A 12,192-nucleotide genomic window follows, 5' to 3' on the forward strand; every position below is an offset into this window, starting at 1 on the left:
GCTGCGATGCAGCTGCACACCGATCTGTCCGCCGGTCACGTCCTGGCCCCCGTCCGCACGTCCGTCGTGCTTGAACCTGACGAGCTTCCGTACGCCGAACTGGTGATTCGCTACGCGAGGCACTACGGCGAGACGGACACCGGTCAGGTGTCCACTGTGGTCGTCGGGTCTCCTGCTCTCGTCACGGGAAGTGTTGTTGGATCTTTGATCGCTCGCCGGCGAACCGCGCGCAGCAACTCCGCTCGCTGGCACGATTCTGGCCCCGTCCGCATAGTCATCACCGACCGCCGAATTCGGTGCGCGGTTGACGGTCGCTGGGTCAGCTTCGACTACTCGGCGATGGCGGAGATCGTGCCGGACTTGGCTTCGCGGTCGTTGGAGCTTCGTTTTCACCGCTCGCCGCCGTTGCGCCTTGCCGGAGTCTGGGCACCGTGGGTCGCAGTCTTCGTGTCCCACCAGGTGCTCGGCGCGGCACGAACCGAGCGCATGATGGGGACCGGTCGACGCTGACACGGGCCGACTCTCGATGCTCATAGCTGTGTTCGAGTACCGAGCTGCCCGGTTCCGCAGAATCGAGCCGCACCTGCCGAGATCAGTTCGTGGCGAACGCGCAACAGTCCGGCGTGGTTCGACAGCGACCGCTGGCCGTCCGACTTGAGCGAGGCGACTGAGGGATCCTGTTGCAAGTGGCTTGATGAAGCCTGACAGTCGCGCGAACAGACTGAAACCCCACTCATGCCGGGTAAAGTTGGTTACCAGCACAGCGAACGAGCAGATGTGGCGAGGGGCCGGCTTGCCGCCGAAGCGGGTGGTACGGCCGGCCCCTCTGGACACGCAGTTCACGAAGTGAACGGCGAGCATTCAGCCTATCCCCCGGCGCACCAGCCGGCCGAACGCATCGACATAGAGACGAGGGGCATGATCCGAGCCGGGCGAGACGTCGTTGACCAACACGACGTCGCGACGCTGCATGGCCTAGCGTGGGAGACAGCGCGCCGGCGGACGCCTCGGCCGTGGGAATCCCCTCATCCAGCACCCGTCAACGCGAAAGGCGAAGCCGGGCGCGCGGTCCGCGGCCAGCAGCGCCCCCTCTACGACGCCGAGCAGGCCAGCGCGTTCGCGAACGGACAACCGGTACCGCCCCTTCCCGACACTGACGCCGCCGAAGACCTCCTCGACCAGGACGAGGCCGCAGAGCTTCTCGGAGTCGAGTCCGCGAGCTGGTACTCCGGCGTGCGCGACGGCTACCTGCCAACCGCTGACTCCAGTCCGCACGGCGTCGACCACTGGTTCCGTCGCACTGTGACTGAGGCAAAGGCGCACCGGGCTGGGCGTGGCGCTGGCGGCGGCCGTCCGCCGAACGCCGCAGCCGCGGTCGCGGCCAGCCCTCGCGAGCGGGTCTTCGCGGTGCTGCGTTCCGCCGCGCAGGCCGGCGAGAACCTGTCGCTCGCCGAGCTGATGGTGCGCGCAGGCGTGTCCCGACCGACCGCCGTTGCGCACCGCAACGCATGGCGATCCGGCTGCCGCTGAGCAGCGGAGTCCGATCGGGTGAACTACCGCCTCAGACATGATTTCCCTCTATTGTGCACTTCATTTCGGGTAAAGTTATCTACATCGGCGGGCGTGGTACCTCGCCGACAGGACACGCAAGATCACAAGGAATGGAGCGACGATGAACATCCCCACGCCCTCCGAACTCGAAACTGCCTTGCGCGAATGGTCGTGCCTGTTCCAGGACCCGACTGACAATGCGGAGCACGACCACGAGGTGTGCCAAGAGGACGCCGGAATGCGCGCAGCCGAGGCATTGTGGCGACTGCTGGTGGAAGTTCGCTTCGGGGGCCCGGCGACCACCGACGAGGTGCAGCGGCAACTGCAAGCGTTGCACCGCTCGTTTCGCCGCAACGGCGAGCACGCTGATGGTTGATCTGTCGACGCTGTCCCGGGACGAACTCGTGAACGTGGCGCGCGACGCCATCCTCGCCGAGAACGACGAACTCTGGGACCAGGTCGGTGCCGAGTTGCAAACGCGGACCGCCGACGACAGGAAAGCTGGAAGTTTGTTCCGTAAGGAAGCCGCAATGCACCGTGCGAAGCGTTGGGCGCGCAGGAGGAACACGACCTAATTGGACAGAACACATCGGCGCGTCGACCCGCACTCACAAGGTGCGGGTCGGTCGCTTTCGGGCATGATCACCATCGTGACAAAGGATCTATCACCCGAGCTGAGCCCGCAGGAGTGCCGACGCATCCTGGAGGAGCTGGCCGCGTCCTGCGATCCCGACCGCGATCGACCGCTAGACGGCGCAGCGGACAACCCAGTCATGCGTTTGAGTGCCGCAGTATCCACCGAGCACCAGGTTTTGCTCGATTCGGCACTGTCCTACATGGAGGAACGAGGTCGCCTCAGCGGCGCGCGGATGGGATTGCAACGCGCGGCGCAGCTGCTCGCCAGCGACTCCCCCGCCGAGACGCGGGCCGGCGTGGTGAACCTCGACCAGGTCCGAGCTCGCCACGACAGCGGCCCGTCAGTCCGGTGATGACGACACCGGCACCTTCGGCGCGTCGAGGACCAGCTCGGATCTAGAAACAGGTCGCGCCGTCGCCGCAGCCGCCAACCTCGCCGACGGCGATGTCGAACACCAACTCGGCGAGGTGATGCGGGCAGGCCAGCGCGTCCTGCGTCGACGTGGTGCCGTAATGGTGTTGCGCGCCCACCACGTAGTGGAAGAACTCGTGCGTGATGACCTCGCGCTGGCAAGTGTAGTCGGCGTTGAAGAACGGGTCGCCGAACGTGATGCCCAGGTTGTAGTCCAGCGAGCCGTCGACGTGCGCGAAGTCCGTGACCGTGTGGTCCGGGATGAACGGCGCGTAGCCGGTGTACGCCTGGTTGCTCTCGATCGCGGTGAGCGCCTGCGCCACCACGTCCCAGAAGTTGCTGTCCAGCACAACGAACAGCTGGCGCTGGAACGCCTGCACGGTTGGGTCGTTGCCGTCCGGTACTTCGGGGGCGCCCTGCTGCAGGCTCTGGATCGCCGAGACGGCGGAGGCCAACGCGCTCTGCCGGGCCTGGTCGGCGGCGGTGATGACGTCGAGATCGGACATGGGCGTCCCTCCTCGGTCTGCTCGCAGCGTCGTTCCGAACGCCGGGAAGCCAACCGAGCATGAAGTCGACCGAGGGAAGACCGGAAGGGCCGTCCGGACGTCCACTTGGGCAGCCACGACCGACGGATCGGCCGGGATCGCACCCGCACGCAGCCAGGTGAGCCCTAATGACAGCGTCAGCCCGACGGAGGCGCGGTAGGCGGTTGAGGATCTGTACTGGGCGAAGCAGCAACCGGCCGCACGTTGGCTCGCGGCGAGCGCTTGGTTCTCCGCTTGGGTCGAGGACCGTGCGGGATCGGGAGCCCGGCCTCCGCGAGCTCGGTCTCGATGTGCCCCAACTCGCCGACAGACCAGCCCCCGTCGAGGGCGGTTTGGTAGGCACCGCGATACACCTCGACGGCGTCCTGGTGCGCAGCGCGAGCCTTCGCAACCAGCCGCGCGGCCTGTTGTTCTGCGGAGTCGACCGCGCCGAGGGTGGTGGTGAGGTGCGCAGCGGCGCTGGCGAGCTTCTCGATGAGCGGCCGACGGGTCGCCAGGATCGTCTGGGCGGCCCGGTCGGCGTGTTGTCGTACGGTTTTCGGGTCCATGCTGCGAGGCTAAGACTGTCGAAGATCGGCTCCGTCCATTTGGGACCTCGACACGTCGCCCGGCAGAGCAAGATATGCCGAAAAGGGCCTTTTCGGCCCTTTCCGACGAACAGACCCCGCGACGCCGGTGACGGTCGACGCAAGCGTCGCCCGCCGCGAGGGAGCCGTAGCGGCGCTCGGAGGTGCTCGATGGCGGCGAACAAGGCGGGATACCGGCGTCACGCGGCCAGCGTGCGGTCGCACGAGGTGAAGGCCCGGTTCAACGACGCCGAACTCGTGCGGGTTGTCGCCGCCGCGCAGCGCGACGGCCTCAAGCCGGGGGCCTGGGTGGCGCAGGCCGCCACGCGAGCGGCCAGGGTGGCTACCGGCGAGCTACGACCTGACTGGGCGGCCCTACAGGCCGTCTGGGAAGAGCTGCGCCAGCTTCGGTGGCTGGCGGGCAACCTTGGCGGGAACCTCAACGACGTCGCCCGGCACGCCAACACAACCGGCGAGATCGCGCGGCACACGGCGATCGTGCTCGGCATGGTGCGCCGGCTGGCGGCCCGGCTGGACACCCAACTCGACGCGATCGACAGGGAACTGCGGCCGTGATCACGGCCAACGTGCACGGCTGGCGGTCGGCGGGTCTGATCGCCTACTTGTTCAGCGCGGGCCGGCACGAGGAGCACCACAACCCAAGGATCATCGCCGCCTGGCACGGAGATCCAGGGCAATTGCAGCCAGCACTAAGCGCCACGGCGGAGTCCGGCTTCGAGCTGGGACCACTGATGGAGCATATGGAGGCGCCAGCCCGTCGAGCCGGACTTCCGGTGCGCACACCGCGCGAAGGTGAGCGATATTTCGGAAAGCAGGGCTACGTCTGGCACACCTCGGTCCGACTGCACCCCGAGGACCGCACTCTGTCGGATCGGCAGTGGCAGGAGATCGCCGAACACCTGATGCATGCGAGCGGGATCGGCCCGCGAGGTGATGCAGGCGGGTGCCGGTGGATCGCGGTGCGCCACGGCGATGACCACATCCACCTGATGGCAGTGCTGGTCCGCGAGGACACCGGAAATCGGTTCTGGCCCCGCAACGACTACCGCAAGTTGCGCAAGGCCGCCGATGAGCTCGTCGCGCGCTACGGACTGCGAGGCACTCCGGAGATGGACCGCACCGCGCCGTGCGCCCCGACCCGGGCCGAGGTCGGCAAGGCCGAACGCCGAGCCCCGCAAGGCCGGCGGGCCGTGCCCGCACGCGAGCAACTACGTCGCCTGGTGCAGCGCGAGGCTGCCTCGGCAGCGAGCGCCGAGGAATTCGCGGCTCGAATGGAACTGCCCGGGACCGGGTTGACGGTGCGCTGGAACGACGCCCCGGGCGGTCGCCGGCGCGGCTACGCAGTGGCGCTGGACGGCGATGTCACCGCAGCCGGAGACCCGGTGTGGTACTCCGGAGGCAAGCTCGCTGCCGACCTGACCTGGCCCAAACTGGCCGCCCGCTGGACGCAGATGTCCGAACAGGACCAGGTTCCCATCGGCACTGCGGCTGACGACGGCCCGGCGGCGAAGACCGCGCTGTTGGAGAAGTTGTCGGCCGTCGTTGAACAGGCACGGAGCGACGTTCGTGCGGCGCCGGCATCGGCGCCCGGGATCGCCTTCGTCACGCAAGAGCTCCTCGCGGTGCTCGCCGAGAAGGTTGACGGCAGCGCCGGTGAGGCGCTCGCGGAGGCCGTCGAGGCGTACGACCGGGCATATCGCGTACCGCACCGCGTGGCACCCACCGCCCTGGACGCGACCGCGCGACACTTGAGGTGGATGGCCTACCGCCTGGCCAACGTCGGCATGCTCACCGGCCGCCGAGGCCAGGACCTGGCGGTTGCGGCTCTGGTGACAGCAATTGCCGCACTGCTCGCCGAGGTCGCCGCCTGGCGTGAAGCACAGCACCAACCGCGCAAGGCAGCGGCGGCCAGGGCGGCGGCGGCCACCTTGGAGCGGGTGCCAGCGCCGACTCTGCGTCAACAAGACGGGACCGCCAGGCGGGCTGCTCCGATGGAAAGGGCCGGTGCCCCGCATTCGCGACAACCCGCCTCGGCGGCACCAATAGCACGACGAAGGAGAAGGCAGTGAACACCTCGAACACCGCTCGGGAGAAAGTCGATCACACGCCTTACATCGCCACCGTGGTCGAAGCTCTGCGTGCCGACGACACGTCAGTCCTCCGCTTCGAGGCTGGCGTAGAAGCGAGCCTTGCTCTCCGTTCGGCGGCAGTGGTGTTGGACCCCGAGCAGTGGGAACGGATCTATCCGGATGCCAGAGAGGTCGTGCTGGCATGGGATGAAGTGCACGGCTGGACCTTGGGGCCTCGATGGCCGGCGATCACCCAGGACGCAACCACCCATGGGTACCGCCCTCAAGCTCGTCCCGGTACCACCGACGCCACCTTCAGCCATGGGCACGAAGTCATTCCCACGCCCGCGCATATCGCCAACTGGGTCGGCCTGCACCTCGCCGGAGTCTCTGTTGTCAGCCGCGAACTCGACGCACCCGCCGGTCCGGACATGGTCGACCTGCTGCTTCGTGCTTTCGTCCCAGCGGCCAGTCGCTCAGTTGAACAGTAGCGCTCGAACGACCAGCATTGGCAAGGCCGCATCCTGGTTCACCGACGACGGCCGGATGGTGGCCAGCCTCGACGCCGCCGGCAACCGGTCAACCGGCTGTCGTCCCTTTGGCGACAGCCGTTCCGACCGATCAGCCGGACATAGAAGCGACGTGCGACTGTCGATGGACACGCGACCACGTCGCCGGTCGTCTTGTCGCACGGCGACAGCAATACCGGCTCTTCGATCTTAGGCGGGCACCGTCGGGTTCCTCGCTGACAATCGGCGGATACGCCGGGTGCAATGCAACCGTACCCGGCGGCGGTAGTTCTCCCGGTTCCGGAACCCACAGGCAGCGCGTTTCACCTGCTTGATCAACCGGTTCGTGCCCTCCGTTCGCGCGTTCGTCAGGCCGGTCGCGAGGAACACCTCGATCGCGGGCCACCACGTCTCGATCGTCTCCGCGAGGGTGGTCAGCTCGGGGATCTGCGCGTCGGCGCTCCACTGGTAGAACGCGTAGAGGCGGTCGCGGATCTCGCCCGGGTGGCCACCACGGGCCGCGGTCGCGCACAGCGCCCGCAGTTCCTCCTTCGCTATCCACGCCGAGAGGATCTGCCCGGACGGGTCGTGATCGACGCAGCCGTTCCACATCCGCGCCAACGCGGCCTGAGACAGCCGCTCCCTGCCGCGCAGCAGCAATCTGCGGTTGGCCCACGCCGGGTCGATCTTCCGGCCGCGCCGACCGAGCAGGTCGCGGGTGACACGCTGGCGCACCGCCGTCACCGCCTTGTTGGCCAGCATGATCAGGTGGAAGTGATCGACCGCGATCGCGGCGTCGGGCAGCGCCGCGCGCACTGCGGCGGCGTAGCCGGCGTGCGGGTCGATCACCACCACCTCGATCCCGGCCCGGAACTCGGGGCTGCGGGCGGCGAGCCAGGCCTGGACCGCGGCGCTGGTCCGGCCATCTACCTGACCCAACAGTGACTGCTCGCCGGTGATGTCGACGAACCCGGTCTCCCACGGATCCGTGCGAACCCAGCGAATCCGGCCGTCGGCGTGCACACCATCGGGCAGCCATCGCGGACGCCCGAACCGGGTCTCGTCCATGCCCAGCACCCGGACCGGCTCGGGCTCGACCAGCTCGGCCGCGCCCCGGGCCACGACCGCCCGCTGCACCGTCGGCCACGACACCCGGTGCGCCGCGGCGACCTCGGACTGGTCCCGGCCGTCCTCCACCGCCACCGCCAGCGCCGCGCGCAGCCGGGTCGTCGTGCGCATCCCGGCCGGCACCTGGGCAACCTGCTCGGTGAACGACCCGCGCGGACAGTCCTCGGTGCGGCACCTCCACCGTCGCTTGCGCCACTGCACAACCAGGAACTCACCCCCACACGGCAGGTCCCGCGGACGGGTCAGCACCCAGTCCTTGCCCGAGGTCGAGCACACCTGGCACGACGGGCACCGGGCCGCGTCCGGATCGTCGGTGACCACCTGCACGATCTTCATCCCAAGCACGGTGAGCACGACACGCTCCACCGCCAACCCGGCCAAGCCCAACAAGCACGACGCATCATCGCTACGGTCAACCACGGCCCGTGGCTCTCCTCTCGCTGCTCCAAGACACAGCGAGGATCAAGGAGCTACGGGCCGCCCTGGTTCAGGCGCGCCGCACAGGCCCAACCCCAGGTTGCCCGGCCAAGATCGAAGAGCCGCAATACCGGACCGGAGAACCGCGCCAATTCCCAACGTGGGATGAATCCACGCCGAATGGAAACGCCCGGTGTCACCTCGTGAGTTGCTGGGCCTCACTACCGGATGCACAAGATGTTGCGATCCGCACCGGACGCGAACGCCCGGTGTCACTTGATGCGCCACAGCCACTGCGCCACCGTGCGGCTGGGTTGCGATCCGCACCGGACGCGAACGTCCGGTGTCACGCCCGTCGCCGGCGTGGTCGCCGTGGTCTATTTGGCGTTGCGATCCGCACCGGACGCGAACGCCCGGTGTCACTCACTAAGTGCTCGCAGACCGCCGTGTACCTGCTGGAGTTGCGATCCGCACCGGGCGCGAACGTCCGGTGTCACGCGAGACCATCGGCGGCGCCCAGCTCAACGCCGAGCAGGTTGCGATCCGCACCGGTCCCGGAGGGCCGGTGCCGCCAGGCGATCGGTTGGCGCATGCCGTCATGGCACCAGTTGCGATCCGCACCGATCCCGGAGGGCCGGTGTCACCCGCGTTCAGCCGGTCGGGATCGCCTGCGCCGGAGTAGTTGCGATCCGCGCCGGTCCCGGAGGGCCGGCGCTGCACCCGCCCTTCGAGCACGATGCCCGCGCGCAGAACGGCGTTGCGATCCTCACCGGGCGCGAACGTCCGGTGTCACAACCCTTCGCGCAGCAGGGCGAGCCCGTGCGGGTGGCGGTTGCGATCCGCACCTGGCGCGAACGTCCGGTGTCGCTCGTTCGCGGCGGCGGCCTTCGCGCCCTGCATCTCGTTGCGATCCGCACCGGGCGCGAACGTCCGGTGTCACCTGCGCGTCCCGTTTGGCCCCGTCGAGTTCTTGTTTGTTGCGATCCGCACCGGGCGCGAACGTCCGGTGTCACTGCTGACCGTGGCGCAGAAATCGCCCGCAGCCGAGATGTTGCGATCCGCACCGGGCGCGAACGTCCGGTGTCACCGATCATCGCCGTCGACGGCTCCGCTAGGAAAGCGTTGCGATCCGCACCGGGCGCGAACGTCCGGTGTCACTAGAGTCGATCCTCGACTGGTGGAAATCATAGGAGGTGTTGCGATCCGCACCGGGCGCGAACGTCCGGTGTCACCCTGCCCGAGCAGGGATGTTGCCGTAATCAACGGTCAAGGTAACCCGATTCGTCTGCTTGTGAGCCCGACACACCATGGTTCTGGTTCGGAACCTCGCGGTGTGTCAGACGACGCTAGGGGTTCCGAAGCAAGCCCGCTCTCAGACGATGAAGCTCTCCGACGGTGTGTCGGTCTCGAGCCCTGTCTCTAGGCTGTAGCTGCCGCGCCATTCGTACAACCCGTCGCTGACGACCGGTGCCAGCAGTGCTCGAACCGCAGGCCGGCTGGCCACGGATCGACGCATCGGCACCACAAAGGGCTGGAGTTGTCGCAGTATCTGCGTCACGCGGTCTGCGCGTCCTGGCCGTTCAGCGTGTTGACGCAGCTCGTCGAGCAGTGCCGGGACGTCGGCCGCTGTGACCGTGGTCGACTTGTACGAGGTGATGGCGACGGGCACGGTGTCGTCCTCGATCATGCGGAACCGGTGTGGGCCTTCGGTGACGTCGGTGAAGTTTCCTGCGAACCGGTTCTCTTGGATACGCAACCAGTCGGGATATTTCGACTTGTCGCGTGGTTTGCGGGTGTTGGTGAGCCCGAGGGCGGTGTAGATGCCGTGGAAGTAGCGGTTCATCGCGTCGAGGTCGTCAGGCAACGCCAAACCGTCTGGCCCGAAGTACCGTCGGGCCATGTCCGAGGCGGCCTTGTAGTAGCCCGGCGGGCTGGAGGCGCCCTCAGCATCGACGATGGTGACTAGTCCTTCGTCGAGCAGGCCGTGCCGGTTGCACCGTCCCGCGGCCTGGGCGTGCGCCTCACCGGTGGCCCACATCCGGTAGACGAACGGGAAGTCGATGTCGACTCCGGCTTCGATCAGCTGGGTCGACACGACCAGGAGGTTATGCGGGCCGTCCAGCAGCGGGATGATCCTCTTGAGTGTGTCGACGATGTGCTGGTCACACATCCCGCGAGACAGGTGCACCACCGTGTGGTTGGGCGCGGCGCGCTGGCACGCACGGTAGAGGCTCAAGGTGTCCTTGAGCGTGTTGGTGATCAGCAGTGCTTTGTCACGGGTCGCGGCGTCGGCGGCGACCTGCTCCCAGGTGAGCCGAGGGTCCAGCCAGTACCGGTACCGCACGCGCTGGCCGGCACGGTGAGCCACGTGGGCTGGCTGCGCGACCAGTTCCTGCACCTTCAAGTCCTGCCAGATGGGGAGTCGGTGGAAGGTGGGTTGCGTCGCGGTGCACAGCACCACGGTGCAGCCCATGTGCTCCACCAGGACCCGCAGCACGTCCAGGATGGGGATCAGCATCTCGGCGGGCAGCGACTGGACCTCGTCCAGGATGATCACTGACCGCGCCAGGCGGTGCAGCTTCCGCATCCGCCCAGGGCGCCGTGCGAAGACGGACTCGAGCAGTTGCACAGTCGTGGTCACCACGACCGGCGCGTCCCAGTTCTCCATGCCCAGGCGCGCCCACGGAGGCAGCGCGTCGGTGTCCACACCGCTGTGGTGCTCCAGCACCGTGTCAGCGCCGAGGAACTCCTGCAGCACTGCGGCGTTCTGGCGGGTGATCGTGATGAAGGGGACGGTCATAACGATCCTGCGCAGACGGTTGTGAGCGGCGTGATGCAGCGCGAACCCCATCGACGTCAGAGTCTTCCCCGTGCCGGTCGGGGCCGTCATCGTGAACATGCCTGGCTTCAGCGACGCCAGCGACACGGCATGCTCATAGAGCTCGGCGCGCAGGGCCGCCATGTCCACGATCGTCTTCGTCGTCCGGGCTTTAGGTGCGAACTTCTCGGCACGCATCGACTCGTATCTGCTCACCATCGCGTCGGGGTCAAGGTCGCGAGCGGAGGGCGGCGACTGTTGACCAGCGAAGTGCGCTGCGGTGTCGAGGTAGTCGGCGTCCACCAACGCGGAGAACGCCATCCTCAGTCCGACGTCCAGCACTGACTCGCTTGTGTGCCATGGGCGTGGGATCAGGGAATCGCACTCGAGGAGGGCTTTCGCCTGCGGAACCTCTGTCAGAAACGCGGCTGTCGCCTCCGTGATGCGTGCCGCGTCGGCGGGGTCTGTTCCGATGTCGGCGAGGTCGCCGATTTTCGTCAGGCCCCTGTGGTGCCCGAGGATCGCCAAGGCGGCGGGTCCCAGAGCCCGCGGCAGCAGCGCAGCACCGACGTCGGCGTGCGGCACGCCCACCCTTGTCTTGTTCTGGTGCGCGGCGACCAGTCCTGGTTGCCACCGGCAGTACGCCTTGCCGGTGTCGTGGCACAGGCCAGCGGCTCCCACCAGATCGCCTGCGCTGAAGGCGGTACCGAACTCTGTCCCCAGTCTGGATGTTCCTTCCGAATGGCTCTTGAGTGTGTGTGCAGTGGTCCAGTCACCTTCGTTGTACGGGCTGTGCGCGAACAATCAAACCTCCTTGGAGCACAAAGACACGACTCGCCTTCACTCGGCCCTACGATCGCGCTCCGCTCCCGGAGGGCCAGTGTCATTCATCCAGTGAGCTCCTCTCGATCGATCCCGTTGAGGTTGCGATCCGCACCGGTCTCGGAGGGCCGGTGTCACAACCGAGTCGCCGCACAGGAGGCCGTTGCCGCCGAGGTTGCGATCCGCACCTGTCCCGGAGGGCCGGTGCTGCTTCTGGGGTCAGCCCATCCCTCAGGGCGAGAAGCGCGCGTTGCGATCCTCACCGGTCCCGGAGGGCCGGTGCTGCGATCCACCGCTGCCTGCCACGTGCTGCCCACATGGGTTGCGATCCTCACCGGTCCCGGAGGGCTGGTGTCACTCGCCACGTTCTTCAACGTCCCCGCCAAGACAATCGTTGCTATCCGCACCGGTCCCGGAGGGCCGGTGCAGCTCGTGTAGCCGCCGCAGATCACTCCGATGTAGACGTTGCGATCCTCACCGGTCCCGGAAGGCCGGTGCTGCTAGGTCGACGGCAAGGACGGCTACACCGACCACCAGGTTGCGATCCTCACCGGTCCCGGAGGGCCGGTGTCACCGGAACTCGCGGGGCAGGATGCCCGTGTTCTTGGCGTTGCGATCCTCACCGGTCCCGGAGGGCCGGTGTCACTGTCGACCGATGTCGTCTCGGTCGGGGGCGTGACGGTTGCGATCCTCACCGG

11 protein-coding genes and 1 CRISPR repeat array are annotated in these 12,192 nt (G+C 67.6%); of the genes, 7 read left to right on the plus strand and 4 right to left on the minus strand.

The features are described from left to right. Positions 1 to 846 precede the first annotated feature (846 nt). The 4 genes from F0L68_RS39320 to F0L68_RS39335 all read left to right on the plus strand — a co-directional run bounded on the left by F0L68_RS39320 (position 847) and on the right by F0L68_RS39335 (position 2,540). Positions 847 to 1,530, plus strand: a complete 684-nt coding sequence (locus tag F0L68_RS39320; protein WP_149855015.1) for a helix-turn-helix domain-containing protein — start codon at positions 847 to 849, stop codon at positions 1,528 to 1,530. 142 nt (positions 1,531 to 1,672) lie between these two features. After that, the gene (locus tag F0L68_RS39325; protein WP_149855016.1) at positions 1,673 to 1,927 is read left to right on the plus strand and encodes a hypothetical protein; all 255 of its coding nucleotides are present in this window, start codon (positions 1,673 to 1,675) and stop codon (positions 1,925 to 1,927) included. Further along, a complete protein-coding gene (locus tag F0L68_RS39330; RefSeq protein WP_149855017.1) occupies positions 1,920 to 2,126 on the plus strand; it encodes a hypothetical protein in 207 nt (68 codons plus the stop codon). The genes F0L68_RS39325 and F0L68_RS39330 overlap by 8 nt, the downstream gene beginning before the upstream one ends. Positions 2,127 to 2,189: 63 nt before the next feature. Further along, the gene (locus F0L68_RS39335) at positions 2,190 to 2,540 is read left to right on the plus strand and encodes a hypothetical protein (RefSeq protein ID WP_149855018.1); all 351 of its coding nucleotides are present in this window, start codon (positions 2,190 to 2,192) and stop codon (positions 2,538 to 2,540) included. A 43-nt stretch (positions 2,541 to 2,583) separates the two neighbouring features. On the opposite strand, the gene F0L68_RS39340 is transcribed toward F0L68_RS39335, so the two are convergent. After that, complete coding sequence (locus F0L68_RS39340) at positions 2,584 to 3,105, minus strand: hypothetical protein (RefSeq protein WP_149855019.1); 522 nt, start codon at positions 3,103 to 3,105, stop codon at positions 2,584 to 2,586. Between the two features lie 176 nt (positions 3,106 to 3,281). Further along, entirely contained in the window at positions 3,282 to 3,692 is a 411-nt protein-coding gene (locus F0L68_RS39345) for a hypothetical protein (RefSeq protein ID WP_149855020.1), read from the minus strand. A 189-nt stretch (positions 3,693 to 3,881) separates the two neighbouring features. Here F0L68_RS39345 and F0L68_RS39350 point away from each other — a divergent pair, with 189 nt between their 5' ends. Genes F0L68_RS39350 through F0L68_RS39360 form a run of 3 tightly spaced genes read left to right on the plus strand, consistent with a single transcriptional unit; the run spans position 3,882 to position 6,291 of the window. Further along, positions 3,882 to 4,286, plus strand: a complete 405-nt coding sequence (locus F0L68_RS39350) for a hypothetical protein (RefSeq protein WP_149855021.1) — start codon at positions 3,882 to 3,884, stop codon at positions 4,284 to 4,286. Next, complete coding sequence (locus F0L68_RS39355) at positions 4,283 to 5,800, plus strand: relaxase/mobilization nuclease domain-containing protein (protein WP_149855022.1); 1,518 nt, start codon at positions 4,283 to 4,285, stop codon at positions 5,798 to 5,800. Before F0L68_RS39350 ends, F0L68_RS39355 begins: the two co-directional genes overlap by 4 nt. Continuing rightward, positions 5,797 to 6,291 (plus strand): DUF6292 family protein, encoded by a 495-nt coding sequence (locus tag F0L68_RS39360; RefSeq protein ID WP_149855023.1) that lies wholly within the window; start codon positions 5,797 to 5,799, stop codon positions 6,289 to 6,291. Before F0L68_RS39355 ends, F0L68_RS39360 begins: the two co-directional genes overlap by 4 nt. A gap of 228 nt (positions 6,292 to 6,519) precedes the next feature. On the opposite strand, the gene F0L68_RS39365 is transcribed toward F0L68_RS39360, so the two are convergent. Together F0L68_RS39365 and cas3 are read right to left on the minus strand one after the other, a co-directional pair. Continuing rightward, entirely contained in the window at positions 6,520 to 7,791 is a 1,272-nt protein-coding gene (locus F0L68_RS39365; protein WP_223199550.1) for an ISL3 family transposase, read from the minus strand. Positions 7,792 to 8,610: 819 nt separating this feature from the next. Beyond that, positions 8,611 to 9,086: a CRISPR direct-repeat array (repeat unit 37 nt; unit sequence GTTGCGATCCGCACCGGGCGCGAACGTCCGGTGTCAC). A gap of 140 nt (positions 9,087 to 9,226) precedes the next feature. Continuing rightward, a complete protein-coding gene (gene cas3 / locus F0L68_RS39370) occupies positions 9,227 to 11,476 on the minus strand; it encodes a CRISPR-associated helicase Cas3' (protein WP_149855025.1) in 2,250 nt (749 codons plus the stop codon). Positions 11,477 to 12,192 lie beyond the last annotated feature (716 nt).

The sequence above is a fragment of the Solihabitans fulvus genome (assembly GCF_008386585.1).
In the GTDB taxonomy this organism is placed as follows: Bacteria; Actinomycetota; Actinomycetes; order Mycobacteriales; family Pseudonocardiaceae; genus Solihabitans; species Solihabitans fulvus.

Excerpts from the sequence above, each read along its gene's own strand:
- F0L68_RS39325 (WP_149855016.1), top strand. The coding sequence starts at position 1,673 with ATGAACATCCCCACGCCCTCCGAACTCGAAACTGCCTTGCGCGAATGG.
- F0L68_RS39335 (WP_149855018.1), top strand. The coding sequence starts at position 2,190 with ATGATCACCATCGTGACAAAGGATCTATCACCCGAGCTGAGCCCGCAG.
- F0L68_RS39330 (WP_149855017.1), top strand. The coding sequence starts at position 1,920 with ATGGTTGATCTGTCGACGCTGTCCCGGGACGAACTCGTGAACGTGGCG.
- F0L68_RS39345 (WP_149855020.1), bottom strand. The coding sequence starts at position 3,692 with ATGGACCCGAAAACCGTACGACAACACGCCGACCGGGCCGCCCAGACG.
- F0L68_RS39350 (WP_149855021.1), top strand. The coding sequence starts at position 3,882 with ATGGCGGCGAACAAGGCGGGATACCGGCGTCACGCGGCCAGCGTGCGG.
- F0L68_RS39340 (WP_149855019.1), bottom strand. The coding sequence starts at position 3,105 with ATGTCCGATCTCGACGTCATCACCGCCGCCGACCAGGCCCGGCAGAGC.